Here is an 18,039-nt window from a genome sequence, read left to right as displayed (position 1 = left end):
GAGTGCCACACAATATGTACGAAGAACATCCATTCGCGCCCTACGTTCGCATCCTGGGTAAGGGACGCAAGGGCTCTCGCGGCCTCACCCAGCAAGAGGCCTACGACTCCATGAACATGATACTCAAGGGCGAGGTCGAAGACCTGCAGTTGGGTGCTTTTCTCATGCTATTGCGCGTCAAAGAGGAAACACCGGAAGAAATCGCAGGATTTGTTCAGGCGTGTAGAGACAGCTTCAATGTCCCGTCGAATCACACTCAGATAGATCTTGATTGGTCATCATATGCCGGCAAACGTCGCCAGTTGCCGTGGTTTATTTTGTCTGCCTTGTTGCTAGCCTCTAACGGTATTCGAGTTTTAATGCACGGCACCGAGGGACATACCGAAGGCCGCGTATACACACGCGATACGCTCAAATTGCTTGGCCTTCCTGTATGTGAAAGTTACGAAATGGCTAATCAACAGATTGAAGCCAATAACTTCGCATACATTCCATTGGAAGTGATGTCCGGGCTCATGCATGACATTATCCAGATGCGTCCGCTACTAGGTTTGCGCTCACCGGTTCATACTGTCGCGCGCATGTTCAATCCATATAAAGCACCCTATCTCATACAAGGTATATTTCACCCTACCTATAGCGATACACACCAGGTAGCAGCGCAGTTAATCGGCGAGCAACATATGGCGGTGTTGAAAGGTGAAGGTGGCGAGATAGAGCGCAATCCTGATAACACCACTCGCGTAAAGTCGGTTCATGACGGCGAATTGTCCGAGGAAGATTGGGGGCCACTGTTTTCTGGTCCACGACACCTGCGCGACGAAGAAATGGACATCGCGCGTTTGCGCGAGGTGTGGGAAGGCAAACAGGACGACGAATATGGCATCGCTTCAGTCACTGGTACCGTAGCCATCATTCTCAAACTCATGGGCAAGGCAAAGGATCAGTCTGAAGCACAACAAATGGCGGAAACGATGTGGAAAAATCGCCCGCTAAATCGCTTCGTCGCGGCGGCCTGAAATGTCACATGTACTGATCTCTGCCGCCCATAAATCGTCAGGCAAGACCACGATTTCCATGGGCTTGTGCGCCGCCCTTCAGGCACAAGGCAAGATCGTACAACCCTTCAAAAAAGGCCCCGATTATATCGACCCGATGTGGCTGGCGCAGGCCAGCGGCCGTAACTGTTATAACCTCGACTACCACACCATGGGCAAAGAAGAGTTACGCGGAACATTTCGCCGTTACATGGCCGGTGCGGATATCGGTATTATCGAGGGTAACAAAGGCCTGTACGACGGCCTGGACCTGGAAGGACGCAATAGCAACGCCGCCCTCGCCCGCCTGCTCAAGGCCCCGGTGGTGCTGGTGATTTCGGCCAAGGGCATGACGCGAGGTATCGCCCCTCTGATTCTGGGCTACCAGGCCTTCGATGAGCGGGTCAATATCGCAGGTGTCATCTTGAACAAGCTCGGCGGTAAACGCCATGAGGGCAAGCTGAGAGCGGTTATAGAGCACTATACTGACGTTCCGGTCATAGGTGCGGTGCATGAACACGCAGATTTGAATATCGACGAACGTCATCTTGGACTGATTCCAAGCAACGAGTCACGATTATCCACGGAAACCATACAGCGCATCGCATCGCACGTGGGTGATCAGGTGGATCTCGGACGCCTGATGGAGATCGCTGCCCTCGCCCCAGATGTGGATACGGGGAAATATCTCAAGCTCGTCAGCAATGCCAAGACCGATGTGCGTATTGGTGTCGCACGAGATGCGGCGTTTGGCTTTTATTACCCCAACGATCTCGAGGCCCTGCAAGCGGCAGGTGCCGAACTGGTATTTTTTGATGCGCTACATGATCGTAGTTTGCCAGAAGTCGACGGCTTATTTATCGGTGGTGGATTTCCGGAAACACAAGCGAAGCAACTTGCCGCCAATCGCGAATTGAAGCAACAGATTCGACGTGAAATCGAAGACGGTATGCCTGTCTATGCAGAATGTGGTGGACTGATGTATTTGTCACGCGTACTCAAATGGCGCGACGAGAGCCATGAGATGTGCGGTGCACTCGGCCTTGATACCGTGATGTACGACAAACCACAGGGTCGTGGTTATGTACGCGTTTCCGAGAGCGAAGACTTTCCGTGGCAAGACAATCGCACAGAAAACAATGCTGTCTATTGTGCTCACGAGTTTCACTATTCCAAGGCCGAAAACATCGATGAAGACATCCGTTTCGGTTACAAAATGATGCGAGGATTTGGTGTCGATGGCGCTCATGACGGCGTGATTTACAAAAACACCTTTGCCAGTTATACCCATTTGCGCGACAGCGAACATAATCGCTGGGCATCGCGCTTTGTTCAGTTCGTACGCAAACACAAAGGAGGGTCTGCAAAAAGACACGCAAACAATGCCGACCAACGACACCAATCATTATGATCTCTTGATCATCGGAAGCGGCCCGGCCGGTTACAAAGCGGCGGTGACAGCTTCCATGTACGGTGCAAAAGTCGCGATTATTGAAAAATCACTTCCCGGCGGTACCTGTCTTAACCAGGGCTGCGTTCCCAAAGATGCACTCGTTCGAATTGCAAAGCTACTACGAGATTTCAGCAGTTATGCCGGACACGGAATTTCCGGCCAGATAAGCGGCGATTTCAGTGCGGCGATTAAACACAAAAATGAAACCATAGCCGGTATCCGTGCCACCCTCATACCCTGGTTAAAACAGCTTGGTATTAAACTACACGAAGGTAGCGCTAGTTTCGTAGACGAGCACACTCTTAAAGTCGTCAAAGATAATATCACGACAGTGTATACCGCAGATAAAATAGTAATTGCCACCGGTGGCAGGCCGAAGGAATTGAATTGTTGCCCAAGAGATGGTGAACATATTCTCAACACCACGGACTTTATGTTTAAACTGGACACAATGCCGACATCAATGCTGTTTGTCGGAGGCGGCACTGTCAGTTGCGAACTGGCCTATGCCTTACATCAGTTTGGCTGCAAGGTAAGCATTGTCGAACAATCGGAGCGTCTACTTAACAAACCTTGCATTAATGAACGCGCCAGCCAGACCCTCGAACGAAAGTTTAAACGCCTGGGAATTGCCTATATCAAAAATACCCAGGTTTCATCCTCTCGGGTCGAAGCAGGTGGTGTCGAGGTCACGTTGAATGATGGGCAGTGTCTGCGTTTTGAAAAAGTACTCGTCGCAGTCGGGCGCGTACCAAATGTTGAATCTTTGAATCTAGATGCTGCGGGGATTCATCTTCATCCAGATGGATTTATTCAGACCAATGAATATCTGGAGACTAGCTGCAAAGGTGTTTACGCGATCGGTGATGTAAAACACGGCCCAATGACCGCCAACGGTGCATTTCATGATGCAAAGATTGCCGCAAATAATGCGATAAACGGCAACAGCCAAAAGTTTAACTATAATCGCGTCCCTATGGTCATCGATACAGCCTTGCAAATTGCCAGTGTAGGTCTCACTGAAGACCGAGCCGAACAGGCAGGATTTGAAGTGGAAGTGGCTCGCATCAATCTGGCAGGATCAACCAAAGCCAAAACAAGCAAGGATCTTGAAGGATATATTGAAGTTGTACATGACGACGAGACAGGCCAGTTGCTTGGTGGCACCATAGTCGGCCCTCAAGCAGGAGAAATGGTCCACACACTGACCGCCGCCTGCCAGTCCAACCGAGGTCTATGGTTCTTCACCGACATGAGCTATGCCCACCCGTCCTGGAGCGAAGAACTCGAAAATGCCATCGGACGCTACGTGGCCGCGTTTAACAATACGGAAGACGATATTTTCAGACCTGGAATCTACGCCATTCATCGTTGAAAAAGCACACATTGTTAAATTTGCACTATCAAACAAAAAATGTATTCGGTAGGGAATTCACCATCAACCAGCGGCTTTCACCTCGTTTTGTTTTTGCTGTGCTTTACATATTTCTACGAAAAAGGGGCCAAAATCACACATCAACGGAATCATGAGAATTCCTGTTTCCGAAACATGTTTAATAATGTGATTCTTGCCTGCGATGAGCCGAGGTAAAGACATTTGCAGCTTTATTCCCGCATCCTCCAAACTTGATTTGGCACCACCGGCGAACATATTAGCCATTTCCTGGGTCAGGTCTTTAATGACCTCGCCAGTTAACACCGTATTCGGAGGCAACATCTTCCTGGCTATTAACCGGATGACATCGTGGGGAAAAGAAACTGCTACGGAATACTTGTTGTGCTCGTCCACAAGATAGATATAACTTGAGACTTCGCCGAATGCGATCGGCTTCTTTTTTACATACGGCTCGGTATGAGTTGCTTCCTGTTGAAGCATCGTCTTAATAACATTTTTGATTGCGGCCAATACCGCTTCTGTCAGCTGTTTTTCCATCGCTCTTCGAATGATCAAAACCGTTTTATCCGTTTTCTATATTTCGTCCTATGTTTAGGCAAAATACACCCCTAAATTTTTGGTAAATACTATGGCATTTATCGAGAAACACGACTATTATCTATTTTTTCAATTAGTTAAGCATCTTCTCAAGACATCTTGACGATGCTGCATTAGCGTTTCCTTGTATTGCTTGAACCTTTCATATATAAATCCGCTTAGTGAACGATAATAAATAAGGTTTTCACCGCACAGGGGTATACATCTTTGAGTAGTTCTAGCGGAAAACTCAGTTTAGCCAATAGTTTAGGAAAATGGCTTATACGCCCAGCCAGCCAGTGGAATTATAAGTCCCGTGGCGCCCTGAAAAGTGCCGGGCTCAGCTTTCCCTTTTTTACAATCACACTTTCAATGTTGCTGAGTGTCAGTGCCTTTGCTGCAATCATCGCAATGCCGGAATACCTGGTTTATTTCGCATCCACTGCAATCGCTTTGTTGCTATTCAGCCTTGTTCAGCTTTATATCGCCGTCGTACGAACTGAACATAATCTCCTGGTCCCCCTAACGCACCTGCGTCACTGGGCCATGCGTATGCGTGGTGGCAATCTAGCCGCGCGTATTCCTGAAACTGGACCGGAAGAATTCGTTGAGCTGGCCGGCGACATCAATACCTTGAGTGAATCACTGCGTGCCTTGACAAAACATATGCAAGACCAGGTGATGGAACAAACAGAACGCGTCAAACTAAAAAACCAGTCGTTGGAAACGTTATATGACGTCGCTTCCTGCATCAATAACGCACACAATCTGGAAGAGCTGCTCACGCGTTTTATGCACACCATGTTGAACATTGCCAAAGCAGATGCCGCATGTGTACGCTTATTGACTGACGACGGAATGCTGCGCATGATTGCGAGTATCGGCCTGGATGAGCAAACGCTCTCGCGAGAACACTTGATCGCTTTGGATGCATGTTCATGCGGTAAAGCTGTCCTTCATGGCCGTATGGAGTGCCGTGAAATTACACATTGTCAAGAATCAACTCGGTTTCAATCATTTGGCCGTGGCCAGAAAGTCATAGCGATACCTTTACAGTATCGAGGCGAAACTCTAGGTATTTATAATCTTTACGTTACCGGTAATAGCTTTAGTGGTCAGGACGAAGCCAATGGGTTGCTTAGTAGCATAGGTAAACATCTCGGCGTTGCAATTGCAAAGTCACGACTTGAAAAACGCGCCCATCGACTGTCACTAATGGAAGAAAGAACCCTACTATCTCACGAATTACACGATTCGCTTGCACAGACGCTGGCCAGTTTGAAGATGCAGGTTAGCGTTTTGGATAAAAATCACCATCGAGAACGACACAAAGACATGCAGGAAGAAATTCAAAACCTGTATCAAGGCCTGGATAAGGCAAACGAGGAATTGCGTGAATTGCTTGGGCATTTCCGCACGCGCATGGATGAACGTGGACTTGTACCTGCGATAGAGGAATGCGTAAGAAGTTTCGAAAGGGAAAACAATATATCCGTATTTTTTCAAAACGAGATCAACGGTCAGTCTTTACATCCAAGCAACGAGGTTCAAGTCCTGCATATCGTTCAGGAGGCATTGAGCAATATCCGAAAACACAGCCAGGCGCATCATGCGCGCGTGCTGGTTAAAGCATCAAACAATGGTAACTGGTCAGTTTTGATTGAGGACGATGGCGTAGGCATCAAATCCAAGCGCAATCGAAACCGTGCTGGTAAACATATTGGTATCAATATCATGCAGGAACGCTGTAAACTGCTCAATGGTGAACTCTCTATCGACAGCGAAGACGGCGAGGGAACACGCGTGGAACTGAGTTTCAAGAGCTCGCCTTTTCACTATAGTGAGGCTGCTAACTCCTTATTCATTGAAGATACTGAACCAGAAGAAATTACACCGATAGTACAAAGATTTTCCCAATGACAATAGAAACAGAAAAGAACATACGTGTGCTGCTCATTGATGATCATTCACTTTTTCGAGCCGGATTAGAGGGTCTGCTGGCTACCAGAGGAATTGATGTCATCGGTTCATTTGGCGATGCCGATAGTGGCTTGGATATGGCAAAAGCCCTGAGTCCAGACATTGTGTTGCTCGATATTCGCATGCCCAATACAAGTGGGCTGAAAGTATTGACCCAATTGCGCAAGCTCAATTTGAAGATGCCAATCGTGATGCTGACGACTAGCCGCGAGGACACCGATATTGCCGAGGCACTCCAATGTGGAGCGAACGGATATCTGCTAAAGGATATGGAGCCTGATGAATTGATCGATGCCTTACATTCTATCATGCAAGGAGAAACCGTCGTCGCCCAGGATCTCACTGCTACTTTGGCTCGTGTGGTTCAAGGAAACATCAATAAACCGGACAGCCAGGATAAGCTCAGTGACTTGACGCCACGCGAACGTGAAATTCTGACTCAGATCGCTGAAGGCGGAAGCAATAAAGTGATCGCGCGCAATCTTGGCATTACCGACGGCACCGTGAAACTACACGTAAAGTCGATTTTGCGCAAACTTAACGTACATTCGCGCGTCGAGGCCGCCGTTATTGCTGTGGAACATGGTCTAGGCAAGCAGCAACAGACATTGAATTAAGCCGTGGTAACTTGATGAAACGATACTCAGAACTGCTTGATGAATGCCGTAAAACGGTAAAGGAGATTTTCCCCTGGGATCTCGCCAGTAAAATAGAAAGCGGTGAAAAGCCTTTAATACTCGATGTTAGAGAACCACATGAGTTTGCAGCCATGCGCATCAACGGTTCCATCTGCGTCCCTCGTGGCGTACTCGAAACTGCGTGTGAATGGGGATTTGATGACACTATCCCAGCTCTGGTTCGCGCACGAGAAGAGGAAATAATTGTCGTCTGCCGCTCAGGAAACCGTAGTCTTTTCGCAGCACAAACTATGCAACAGATGGGCTATAAGCATGTGTTGTCACTACAAACCGGACTACGAGGCTGGAATGACTACGAACAACCACTCGAAGATGATGCAGGTAATGCCGTGGATGAAGATTTCGCCGACGACTTTTTTGCCTCCAAGGTGAGCAAGGAACAATTGGGTCCATAAGTGCGATTGGATTACCTCCATTCCTCTTCTTTCGTGCCCCTAATTCACCAAGTGCTTGCGCCATCCTCACTGGCACGACACGCGCTAATACCATCTCATTTCCCTCTCCCCTCTCAATAAACTCAAGGAGACAGTCACCAAAACAAAACCGTTACGCTCTACTCCCAGGCTGTGATTCATCGGCAAAATCTGCTATATCCCTTTTGGAAAAGCCTCCAAACACACTTACAGACAGACACAAAATGAATATACGAGATCTACAATACTTCATTGCCGTTGCTGACTATCGTCATTTTGGTAAAGCTGCGCAACGTTGTTTTGTAAGTCAACCAACATTAAGTGGTCAATTGAAAAAATTGGAAGAGGAGTTAGGTGCAATATTGTTTGAACGCACCAATCGATCCGTAGAGATTACCCCTATCGGTGAATTATTATTGCGTCACGCCCGTGAGATCATGGAAAAAGTCGACGCAATGCAGCAGCTGGCAATGGCCCACCAGGATCCATTGGCTGGGCCGTTGCGCATAGGCGCAATTCCAACACTCAGTCCCTATCTAATACCGTTAATCATCTCGCCTTTGCAACAACAGTTTCCTCAACTAAAACTTGTGCTGTCAGAAGAACTCACAGATGTTCTACTTGAGCGCCTTAGGAATCACGAGATAGACGCAGCATTGCTTGCAACCGATGTGGATGACCAGGAATTCGATACCACGGCGCTTTTTGACGAGCCATTCTGGATCGCATATCCACGTAAGCACGCATTCTATACCAGCGACAAAATCACCGCCCGTGATCTGAAAGGGGAAAATATTCTGTTGCTCGCTGAAGGCCATTGCCTTGCTGATCAGGCCATGGCGATGTTTCATATGGAAGACAGAACGCGAGGTGGCGACTTTGCCGATTTACGCGCGGCTAGTCTGGAAACTCTCATCCAGATGGTACGTGCTGGATTTGGTCTAACTGTTGTTCCCGCGCTTGCAATGCAGGCCTCGTGGACAACAGGAAGTGGCGTCGTCGCCCAGCAGCTCTCTATACGTAACGCATCGCGTAGAATCTCACTTGTAACACGCCGTAGTTTTCCACGAAAACAGGCCCTACAGGCGCTGTGCAAGGTAATCGCCGATCATTTGCCGAACACGGTCCATATCGTATTTCCATAGATAAGTAGTGTCTTCCAGCAACGGGAGATCGCAAGTATAATGCCCTTTCAGAAGTAACTATCCGTTTGACCCATGACCGTTGCATTTCGAATCGTTCTTAGCTTGCTGATTATTCCTTTGGCCTGTTCTCGACTTCCTCAGGAGGAACCCACCGAATTTCCTATACATGCGGTATGGGAAGGGGCATGCGCAAACGGCCGCCAGGGTAGCGTTACCGGCTCACTCGCGACTGTATCCAAGCGAACTACGTACACATTTTTCAAAGATCAGGCGATTCGCATTGATGAAAAATTTAATAAAAATGATTGCCTCCAACCCAATCGCATGTGGAGTTTGCGAATGCAGGGTAACTTTTCTATCGATACCTCTCTCGCTCCAGAACCCGTGATGCAACCCATCGATTTTAGTTTCAAGCGATTAGAAGCAATAGCTCATTCCACTGGTGGAACAGAAGACTTGCAGTATCTTTACGGAACTGAGGTCAAATACGAAATTGACAAGGCAGTAAATATTACTTACCTACCCCATAATGTGAAGATGGTCTACTTCGATGTTTACCAAATCTCTGATGAAAAACTGCATTTAGGATTATTAACCGATCAATTTGATGGTGAAACGGAAGCGACGCGTCCAGTTGAAATTGCGACAGGGCTAAGTGCGCGAGTGTTTGTTAAAAGCCCTTAAGGTCGTTTTTTAGAAAAGATTTATCCGATTTTCGTCATTTGATGGCTGAGCCAATAAGCGACCCGTTCGGTCAAAGCCAAAGTTCGTACCGGTTTACTGATGAACTCATTCATACCTGCTTTGAAACACAGCTCTCGTGTTTCCTGGTCAGTCGAGGCTGTCAGGGCTATAACCGGCATGTCTAGCCCCATCGCACGAATTTTCTTTGTTGCCTCAAAGCCATCCATTTTCGGCATATGGCAGTCCATCAAAATCAGCTGGTAGTCGTTTGTTTTGATCAAGTCCAACGCTTCTAATCCATTCGTAGCGATATCTACGTGCATGCCGGTTTTGCGCAGGATTTTTGAGGCAACCATCTGGTTGATATGGTTGTCTTCGACTAACAGCACTTTAAACATAAATCTTCCTGAGAAAATCCGGTGTATTAGTGTTATCGGTCGGCAAAAAATCAGGAACAGGCAAAGTGGCCAAAATGAGACTCATGTCACAGTATGAAAAACCGTGACAGATGCTTGAACTTCAACGCTATTGAACTGAAATAATACCGCTTTCGGCAACGTGACCATCAGCATCCGTGACTACTATCCTAGTCTCTCCAGGAGCATCAGAAAATGGAATATAGGCACCTGTAGAGGCGTTAATCTTTCCAACCGTCGTATTAGTTAGCGAAAAACGATAGGGCGCTGTGCCACCGGTCGCGGTAAATAACAATTCGCTTTGAGAGCGTCTAGAGAGAACTGCAGTAAAAGGACGTATATCCAAAGGATGAATAGCTCCACCACTTCCTGCTGCGACTACGGTCACAGTCGCCGACATCTTCACATTATCACGGTCGAATACGTTTACCGTTACCGCCCCTGTAGCGATGCCTCTGAGCAGGCCTGTGCTATCAATGGAGGCAATACCGGTGTTGCTCACTTCCCAGCGATATGGCGCTACGCCTCCGCTAACGCTGTAGCTAACCGTCTGCCCGACTTCTATATTACTATTCGCCGGGGTTAGAAACACAGCTCTGACTTCGAGCGTGTCTGAAGCGACCATTACCCCAGTACTATCTGTGACTGAGATAACTGCGTTCCCGGTTCTTAATCCGGTAACGGTTCCAGTGTTTTCGTCCACACGCACCACGGAAGGATTGCTGTTTGTCCAGTTATAAGGCGGTGTACCACCAGATACTTTTATGGTTGTTGTTCCGTTCACTGAAATTACATTGTCGCGAACAAAAACGTTTAGAGCTGCACTATTGGTAATCAGAATCACCTGGGAGCGCCCTATGTTGCCGTTCGCATCCATAATCGTAACGCGTATCGATCCGGGATTGACCGCAGTAAGAATTCCTTCCGCGTCGACATTGGCGATATTTGAATTTGTTACTCGCCATTGATATGGCGGCTTACCACCTTTGACGATAAGGTTTACTGTCTCGTTTATGCGCACGGTGGTATTGTCCGCAACGATGGCTAATTCGCTTATGTTAATTGCATTGCTAGTAACGCTATTGCCGCTTAAATCGGTAACGGTTACGGTGACTGCCCCGGCTTGATTTGCAATTAACACCCCGGCATTGTCGATAGAAGCGATCAGATTATCCGATACCGACCATGTATATGGCGCAGTACCGCCGCTGACTCGGAAAGCCAGGGTTTCTCCGGGCATGAGATCGGCTCTCATTGGAGATATCATCAGTGGCTGAATATCGACGATACGGATGCTGCCACTGCTTTTTGAGATACCGGTGCTGTCTCTAACACTAACTTCCGTTACACCTGACGACAAGGCGGAGAATAAACCTGTTATTCTATCGATACTGCCGATGCCGTTGGGTGGAGTTTGCCACTCATAGGGCGCGATACCGCCACTTACAGAAAACTGCAGCACTTCGCCGACGATCAGATCCGCGTTATTCGGGCTGATATTGATATCACTAATGACGATATCACCTGTATTTGAACGAAAACCACTGGCATCAATTACATTTACCTGTACCTTTCCTGCACTAAGTGCACGAAAGAACCCGCGACTATCAATCTGTGCTAGTGCCGTATTGTTTACGCTCCACTGATAAGGAGCTGTCCCGCCCTGAGCAGAAAATTGCAACGTATCGTTTATTCCGACATTAGCGGTATTTGGAGAGATTTTGATATCTGCGGTGACGCTGGACAGCGCCTTAAACGCGTTTAACCTGCCTCCGGTCGTGGTAATTCCCGTCATTGATGAAACAGGATCCGTATTGTTGATGATGGCATTGACCAAAGTATCGATATTGATGTCCGGCAAACGGGAGATAATCAATCCTGCGACACCTGTAACAAAAGGAGCCGCCATAGAAGTACCATCCATAAACTGGTAACTGCGTCCCGGCAAAGTACTGTAAATTCTTACCCCAGGTGCCCCCAGGTCCACAGTAGTAGCCCCGAAATTAGAGAATATTGCACGATTGTCCGATGAGTCGGTTGCCGCGACTGAAATGATGTTGTTCAGATTGTAGCCTGACGGATAATGCGGCGTGTTGGGGTCATCATTATTAACACCGTCGTTTCCTGAAGCGGCCACAACGAGATGACCTTTTTGCGCGGCTGCCTGAATAGTGTCATAAAGCGCCTGACTATAGCCTGCTCCACCCCAGCTATTATTCGAAACGCGAGCACCCATGGCCACAGCATAATTGATTGCGCGAATAGCGTTTACAGTCGATCCAATGCCCGTACCGTCCATGAATTTCAATGCCATGATACTGGCTTTCCAATTCACACCTGCGACACCGGTACCATTATTGCCCTGAGCCGCAATTATTCCGGATACGTGAGTACCATGGCCATGGTCATCCATCGGGTCATTGTCGCTATTCGCAAAATCCCACCCCCTGATGTCATCAACATAACCATTGTGATCATCATCAATGCCGTTATTGGGCACCTCGCCATTGTTAATCCAAATGTTTGAGCTCAGATCTGGGTGGTTATAGTCGACACCCGTATCGACCACAGCGATTAATGCCCCTTCGCCAGTCGTAAGATCCCAAGCTTCGGGCGCACTGATATCCGCGTTGCGGGCGCCGCCGTTCTGGCCACTATTGCTGAGTCCGTATTGTCTATTGAAGTCCGGGTCATTTGGAACGACCTCAACTTGGACCAGATAGTTCGGCTCGACGTATTCGATTGCGGGATTTTGTTGGAGCGTGGACAGCGCATTTGTCTTGTTTTGCCCGGTGACGGTTTGGACGAAGCTCAATCCACTTGTGAGTGCAAAACGCTCTACTGTCTTTAGTCCGGCGGTGGCTAGGGTATTCTGCTGGCTGGCTCGAGAAGAGGTGGATTTGAATTTGACGATAAAGCCATCACTGGCGGCTGTAGGCAATAGCACCGTCTGCCCCTGCATGGCAGCAAGCGGCATCGCGAAGCAAAACATCAGCATCGCCACTACGGTGATACGAATGTACCCAATCGGCATTTTCCCTTCCCAACGTGTATCTATCGACAAAAACTGTATCTGCGTTGTAGCTATTGTGTCCGAACGCGCAGGCTCAGCTGTGCCTATTTATTTTTTTTAAACTACTCATCATATTGTTTTTATGAGATTTTCATCTAATCTATACGAATAAATCGTTACAACTAAGTCTAGTAATACAGTAGGTTAAAATCAAGTCACCTAAACGTAGTGGAGATCATGGCTAACCCAACGTCCAGTACCGAATGGTTGCTTAGCGACCAAATTTTCCACCTAAATCACGCGGCGGTAGCACCCTGGCCCCGTCGTACTGGAGACGCTATTCGTCGTTTTGTTGATGAAAATCTCAGCTACGGGTCTAAAGACTATATTCAATGGCTTAAACGTGAATTACAGCTGAGAGAACAGATTAAAACGTTACTAAATGCAGATTCAACCGACGATATTGCTCTTTTGAAAAACACCTCCGAAGGCTTGTCGGTGATCGCCTATGGTCTGGAATGGCAAGCTGGGGACAATGTGGTTATCGCTTCCGAGGAATTCCCCTCCAACCGAATTGTGTGGGAATCCCTATCCGATCGATTTGGGGTGCAGACCAGAATGGCAGAACTTGCTTTAACTTCATCCCCCGAAGAGGCGCTTATAAGCCTCTGTGATGACAATACAAAACTACTTTCAGTAAGCTCTGTTCAATACGCCAGTGGAACAAGAATGAATCTGGAAGTTCTGGGCGTATTTTGTCGCAGTAAGGACATTCTGTTTTGTGTCGATGCCATCCAGAGCTTGGGCGCACTTAAATTCAATGTAAAAACTTGCCATGCCGATTTCGTAGTGGCTGACGCGCATAAATGGTTATTAGGTCCGGAAGGCATCGCATTGTTTTATTCGACACCAAAAGCAAGGGATCTGTTGAAACTGAATCAATATGGCTGGCACATGGTCAAAGATGCGGGAGTATTCGACAAAAACCATTGGCAAGTTGCGGAAAGTGGACAACGCTTTGAATGTGGCAGTCCAAATATGCTTGGAATAGTGGCGTTCAACGCAAGCCTTTCCTTGCTACTTGAGATTGGGTTGGACGAAGTTGAGAAGAAAGTATTGGAACGAACACAATACATGATAGATTCAATACACGAACACCCGTCATTACGATTGAATATGCGGACCGAACCACAGTTTCTTTCCGGTATTGTCAATTTTCAGCACCAACATGAAACATCTGAAAAAGTTTGGAATCGATTAAAGAGTGCAAACGTACTTTGTGCCCTGAGAGGTGGCGGAATTCGATTTTCTCCGCATTACTATACCCCACTAGAAACGATTCAAAAGGCGATTCAAATAGCCGCAAATTAGGATAAAGAAAGGAGAATATATGTCGTTATTGTGTAGACGACCCTAATCCGGAGTTTTAGGGTTGAATAAGGCATAGGCATTCGTAAGAAAAGGAGATAGTGGCGTGCTTTTAGCAGTATTGATTGGAATAATTCTCGCTGGGGTACTGGCCTTTCGCCAGGCGGCACTTAAAACCTGGACTTTGGCATTTGCCATTTACCTTTTGTTGTCCAGTTTCCTGCTTGAAGGTGGTGTTTTGCTGGGCGCTGGGTGGTTTGTGTTTTTGGCAGTGGCCGTCATCCTCAACATAGACACCTTACGCACGACACTGGTGACTGACAGAATACTCGATATCTTTCGGAAAATTCTTCCACCCATGTCCAAGACCGAACAGGATGCCATAGAAGCCGGAACGGTGTGGTGGGACGCTCATCTTTTTTCCGGTAATCCAGATTGGAACGAACTGCTTCAATATCCAAAACCAGCGCTGAGTACGGAAGAACAGGCATTTTTAGACGGTCCAGTTGAGCAATTGTGCTCAATGCTCGATGACTGGAAGATTAACCAAGAGCTCAATGATCTTCCGGAAGAAGTATGGCAATTCATCAAAGACAATAAATTTTTCGGAATGATTATTCCGAAAAAATATGGCGGCCTCGAATTCTCTGCCCTCGCCCACTCTGCTGTAGTTATGAAAATCTCTACACGCAGCGTTGCGACCGCTGTAACGGTAATGGTGCCAAATTCATTGGGCCCAGCAGAATTGCTGCACCGCTACGGTACCGAAGATCAAAAACAGCACTATCTGCCGAATCTCGCCGTCGGAAAAGAAATCCCATGTTTCGCACTGACCAGCCCTGAGGCTGGTAGTGATGCCGGTGCAATTCCTGATATTGGTGTGGTTTGCCGCGGCACCTACAAAGGTAAAGAAACACTAGGAATACGCGTTACCTGGGACAAGCGTTATATCACCCTGGGTCCGGTCGCGACTGTGCTTGGTCTCGCATTTAAACTCTATGACCCGGATCATCTTCTTGGAGATACTGAGGAGTTGGGTATTACCTGTGCGCTCATCCCAACGGATCACGAAGGTGTCAACATCGGTCGACGACACCACCCTTTGAGTATTGCCTTCCAGAACGGTCCAAATAGCGGTGACGATGTATTCATCCCTATTGACTGGATCATTGGTGGACACAAACAGGCTGGTAATGGCTGGCGCATGCTGGTCGAATGTCTAGCTGCTGGTCGCTCGATTTCACTTCCTGCATTGAGTGTGGGTGGCGCAAAATTCGCAGCCCGTGCAGTGGGTGCTTATGCACGAATTCGTAAACAGTTTAAAACGCCGATTGGCTATTTCGAAGGTGTAGAAGAGCCGCTCGCACGCATCGGTGGTTATGCCTATATGTGTGACTCTGCGCGCACCATGAGTGCTGGTGCTCTCGATATGGGAGAGAGCCCGTCGGTTGTATCCGCTATACTTAAATACAATCTCACTGAGCGTATGCGTAAGGCCGTCAATGATGCCATGGACGTACAAGGTGGTGCAGGTATTTGTCTCGGCCCACATAATATTTTCGGCAAGCTGTACCAGGCTATACCGATCAGCATCACAGTGGAAGGAGCCAACATTCTTACACGTAGTATGATCGTCTATGGTCAGGGTGCGATACGCTGTCATCCTTTTGTGTTGAAAGAAATGCAGGCAGCACACGAACAGGATTTACGTAAGGCGTCTGAAGACTTCGATCAGGCGATACGCGGACATATCAGTTTCTCGCTGGCAAACTGTTTTAGAAGTCTGTTCTTTGGATTAACGGGATCACGACTGGCATTAGTCCCTATGGTCGGCAAGAACGAGCGATATTTCCAACATCTGACGCGTATGTCCAGTGCTTTTGCGTTCGTGTCCGATGTCGCGATGTTGTCTCTTGGCGGTGCTCTCAAGCGCAAGGAAAAATTATCGGGTCGTCTTGCTGACGCGTTGAGTATGCTCTATCTCGCCTCTGCGACATTGAAACGTTATGAAGACGATGGACGTCCTGAAGAGGATTTGCCATTTCTGCGTTGGGCGCTTGATGATTGTTTATACGGAATTCAGGAGGCTTTGTACGGTATTTGTAAAAACTTTCCGAATCGCATCCTCGGCCAATTCCTGCGTTTTATCTGTTTTCCACTGGGCCGTACTTTTGCGCCACCGTCTGACGATTTAGGCCACAAAGTCTCAAGAAACTTGCTCGCCGATTCTGCATCACGCGATCGCTTAACATCGGGAATATTCGTGCCGTCTGATCAGAATGAACAAGTCGGGCGTCTTGAACAGGCGTTAAAAGATTTACCTGGTATAGAACGAATCGAAAAACTGATCCAAAAAGCTCGCAAGGAAGGTAAGCTAAAGGTAATCTCGATAAGCTATAAAGATATGGTGAACAAGGCCGTGAGCGAGAAAATAATCTCGCAGCAAGAGGCCGATCAGATTCTGTCTTATGATGCGCTTCGACGTGAAATTATTAAAGTTGATGATTTCGCGCCGAGCGAATTCAAACTGAAATCTTGAGGATGAGAACATGAGTACTCGGGCACACAAAGCGTTTGGTAATAAACCAGTTTATATCGTCGACGGTTGTCGTACCCCTTTTCTGAAAGCCAGGGGAAAAACAGGTCCATTTGTTGCCGCTGATCTCGGCGTAGGCGCAGCAAAACCATTGGTGCAGCGTCAACCTTTTTCCCCTGACAAATTTGATGAAGTGATTGTAGGCTGTGTTATGCCGGGCGCAGATGAAGCCAATATCGCTCGCGTCATTGCCTTACGTGTCGGTTGCGGAGAACACGTTCCGGCATGGACGGTACAGCGCAATTGCGCGTCGGGTATGCAAGCATTGGACACCGCAGCGAGTAATATCGCCAGCGGCCGTTCTCACCTCATACTAGCGGGCGGTGTTGAGGCAATGAGCCACGCGCCTGTTCTACTCAATGAAAAAATGGTGAACTGGCTAGGTATGTTTGGCGCAGCCAAAACGCCTGTTGCAAAGATTAAAGCACTCGGCAAACTCACTGGTAAACATCTCCAACCGATAATTGGTCTGTTACGCGGGCTAACTGATCCTGTTGTTGGATTGTCTATGGGGCAAACCGCAGAAAATCTTGCCTATCGTTTTGGCATTTCACGTAGCCAGATGGATGCATTCTCCGTTGAAAGTCATCGTCGCCTCGCTGCAGCGCAAGACGCCGGTTTTATGGAAGAGATCGAAGTGATTTACGACACGCGCGGTAAATTCTATGACCAGGACGACGGATTGCGCAGAGATTCGGATATGACCGGTCTTGCGAAACTAAAACCCTACTTCGATCGAAAATTCGGCAAAGTTACGCCAGGTAACAGCGCACAGATTACCGACGGCGCGGCAATGCTGATACTCGCCAGCGAAGAAGCAGTAAAAGAACACAATTTGAAAGTCATCGGAAAGATCGTTGATGCACATTGGGCCGGTCTTGATCCATCAGAAATGGGGCTAGGTCCTGCCTATGCCATGGCGCCCATCATGGAGCGCAACAAACTCAAGATCGAAGATGTGGATTATTGGGAAATCAATGAAGCCTTTGCGGCTCAGGTACTCGCCTGTGTCGAGGCGTGGAAAAGCGAAGACTATTGCAAAGACTTTATCGGACTAAAAAGCGCCATCGGAGAGATTCCGCATGAGAAACTGAATGTCGATGGTGGCGGCATCAGTATCGGTCACCCCGTAGGCGCTAGCGGCGCGCGCATTGTGCTGCACTTACTGAGTGTCTTAAAGCGTAATAATGCCAAAACAGGCATGGCCAGTCTATGCATAGGCGGTGGTCAGGGTGGCGCGATGTTAATTGAGTCTGTGGAGTAA

The 18,039-nt window shown here is 47.9% G+C and carries 14 protein-coding genes; 11 read left to right on the top strand and 3 right to left on the bottom strand.

Annotated features, from left to right (window positions below; translation table 11 throughout):
- Nucleotides 1–14: 14 nt before the first annotated feature.
- The 3 genes from OEZ43_18225 to OEZ43_18215 are packed head-to-tail and all read left to right on the top strand — an operon-like array spanning nt 15 to nt 3,865.
- Entirely contained in the window at nt 15–1,019 is a 1,005-nt protein-coding gene (locus tag OEZ43_18225; GenBank protein ID MDH5547522.1) for a glycosyl transferase family protein, read from the top strand.
- A gap of 1 nt (nt 1,020) precedes the next feature.
- A complete protein-coding gene (cobB, locus tag OEZ43_18220) occupies nt 1,021–2,448 on the top strand; it encodes a hydrogenobyrinic acid a,c-diamide synthase (glutamine-hydrolyzing) (GenBank protein MDH5547521.1) in 1,428 nt (475 codons plus the stop codon).
- A complete protein-coding gene (locus tag OEZ43_18215) occupies nt 2,420–3,865 on the top strand; it encodes an NAD(P)/FAD-dependent oxidoreductase (GenBank protein MDH5547520.1) in 1,446 nt (481 codons plus the stop codon). Before cobB ends, OEZ43_18215 begins: the two co-directional genes overlap by 29 nt.
- Before the next feature lie 63 nt (nt 3,866–3,928).
- Here OEZ43_18215 and OEZ43_18210 read toward each other — a convergent pair whose 3' ends face one another.
- Nucleotides 3,929–4,441, bottom strand: a complete 513-nt coding sequence (locus OEZ43_18210; GenBank protein ID MDH5547519.1) for a chemotaxis protein CheX — start codon at nt 4,439–4,441, stop codon at nt 3,929–3,931.
- A 249-nt stretch (nt 4,442–4,690) separates the two neighbouring features.
- Here OEZ43_18210 and OEZ43_18205 point away from each other — a divergent pair, with 249 nt between their 5' ends.
- The 5 genes from OEZ43_18205 to OEZ43_18185 all read left to right on the top strand — a co-directional run bounded on the left by OEZ43_18205 (nt 4,691) and on the right by OEZ43_18185 (nt 9,382).
- A complete protein-coding gene (locus OEZ43_18205) occupies nt 4,691–6,382 on the top strand; it encodes a histidine kinase (GenBank protein MDH5547518.1) in 1,692 nt (563 codons plus the stop codon).
- Nucleotides 6,379–7,059 (top strand): response regulator transcription factor, encoded by a 681-nt coding sequence (locus tag OEZ43_18200; protein MDH5547517.1) that lies wholly within the window; start codon nt 6,379–6,381, stop codon nt 7,057–7,059. Before OEZ43_18205 ends, OEZ43_18200 begins: the two co-directional genes overlap by 4 nt.
- Nucleotides 7,060–7,073: 14 nt before the next feature.
- Nucleotides 7,074–7,535, top strand: coding sequence for a rhodanese-like domain-containing protein (locus OEZ43_18195; GenBank protein MDH5547516.1), 462 nt, complete (start codon nt 7,074–7,076; stop codon nt 7,533–7,535).
- A 242-nt stretch (nt 7,536–7,777) separates the two neighbouring features.
- The gene (locus OEZ43_18190; GenBank protein MDH5547515.1) at nt 7,778–8,698 is read left to right on the top strand and encodes a LysR substrate-binding domain-containing protein; all 921 of its coding nucleotides are present in this window, start codon (nt 7,778–7,780) and stop codon (nt 8,696–8,698) included.
- A gap of 72 nt (nt 8,699–8,770) precedes the next feature.
- Nucleotides 8,771–9,382, top strand: a complete 612-nt coding sequence (locus OEZ43_18185; GenBank protein ID MDH5547514.1) for a hypothetical protein — start codon at nt 8,771–8,773, stop codon at nt 9,380–9,382.
- Between the two features lie 20 nt (nt 9,383–9,402).
- Here the strand turns inward: OEZ43_18185 and OEZ43_18180 are convergent, their stop codons facing one another.
- Both OEZ43_18180 and OEZ43_18175 read right to left on the bottom strand, forming a co-directional pair.
- Nucleotides 9,403–9,780, bottom strand: a complete 378-nt coding sequence (locus OEZ43_18180; protein MDH5547513.1) for a response regulator — start codon at nt 9,778–9,780, stop codon at nt 9,403–9,405.
- A 127-nt stretch (nt 9,781–9,907) separates the two neighbouring features.
- A complete protein-coding gene (locus tag OEZ43_18175) occupies nt 9,908–12,832 on the bottom strand; it encodes a S8 family serine peptidase (protein MDH5547512.1) in 2,925 nt (974 codons plus the stop codon).
- Between the two features lie 216 nt (nt 12,833–13,048).
- Between OEZ43_18175 and OEZ43_18170 the strand changes: the two genes are divergently transcribed.
- From OEZ43_18170 to OEZ43_18160, 3 genes are all read left to right on the top strand, one after another.
- On the top strand, nt 13,049–14,182 hold the full coding sequence (locus OEZ43_18170; protein ID MDH5547511.1) for an aminotransferase class V-fold PLP-dependent enzyme: 1,134 nt from the start codon (nt 13,049–13,051) through the stop codon (nt 14,180–14,182).
- A gap of 103 nt (nt 14,183–14,285) precedes the next feature.
- A complete protein-coding gene (locus tag OEZ43_18165; GenBank protein ID MDH5547510.1) occupies nt 14,286–16,718 on the top strand; it encodes an acyl-CoA dehydrogenase in 2,433 nt (810 codons plus the stop codon).
- A gap of 10 nt (nt 16,719–16,728) precedes the next feature.
- On the top strand, nt 16,729–18,039 hold the full coding sequence (locus OEZ43_18160; GenBank protein MDH5547509.1) for an acetyl-CoA C-acetyltransferase: 1,311 nt from the start codon (nt 16,729–16,731) through the stop codon (nt 18,037–18,039).

This window comes from Gammaproteobacteria bacterium, assembly GCA_029881255.1.
Taxonomy (GTDB): domain Bacteria; phylum Pseudomonadota; class Gammaproteobacteria; order S012-40; family S012-40; genus JAOUMY01.
Note: the sequence above shows the minus strand (reverse complement) of the source record. Positions and strands in the feature narration are given on the sequence as shown.

What these genes read in the sequence shown, in the direction of transcription:
- OEZ43_18225 (MDH5547522.1), top strand. Translation starts at nt 15, where the DNA reads ATGTACGAAGAACATCCATTCGCGCCCTACGTTCGCATCCTGGGTAAG.
- cobB (MDH5547521.1), top strand. Translation starts at nt 1,021, where the DNA reads ATGTCACATGTACTGATCTCTGCCGCCCATAAATCGTCAGGCAAGACC.
- OEZ43_18215 (MDH5547520.1), top strand. Translation starts at nt 2,420, where the DNA reads ATGCCGACCAACGACACCAATCATTATGATCTCTTGATCATCGGAAGC.
- OEZ43_18200 (MDH5547517.1), top strand. Translation starts at nt 6,379, where the DNA reads ATGACAATAGAAACAGAAAAGAACATACGTGTGCTGCTCATTGATGAT.
- OEZ43_18195 (MDH5547516.1), top strand. Translation starts at nt 7,074, where the DNA reads ATGAAACGATACTCAGAACTGCTTGATGAATGCCGTAAAACGGTAAAG.
- OEZ43_18190 (MDH5547515.1), top strand. Translation starts at nt 7,778, where the DNA reads ATGAATATACGAGATCTACAATACTTCATTGCCGTTGCTGACTATCGT.
- OEZ43_18185 (MDH5547514.1), top strand. Translation starts at nt 8,771, where the DNA reads ATGACCGTTGCATTTCGAATCGTTCTTAGCTTGCTGATTATTCCTTTG.
- OEZ43_18180 (MDH5547513.1), bottom strand. Translation starts at nt 9,780, where the DNA reads ATGTTTAAAGTGCTGTTAGTCGAAGACAACCATATCAACCAGATGGTT.
- OEZ43_18175 (MDH5547512.1), bottom strand. Translation starts at nt 12,832, where the DNA reads ATGCCGATTGGGTACATTCGTATCACCGTAGTGGCGATGCTGATGTTT.
- OEZ43_18170 (MDH5547511.1), top strand. Translation starts at nt 13,049, where the DNA reads ATGGCTAACCCAACGTCCAGTACCGAATGGTTGCTTAGCGACCAAATT.
- OEZ43_18160 (MDH5547509.1), top strand. Translation starts at nt 16,729, where the DNA reads ATGAGTACTCGGGCACACAAAGCGTTTGGTAATAAACCAGTTTATATC.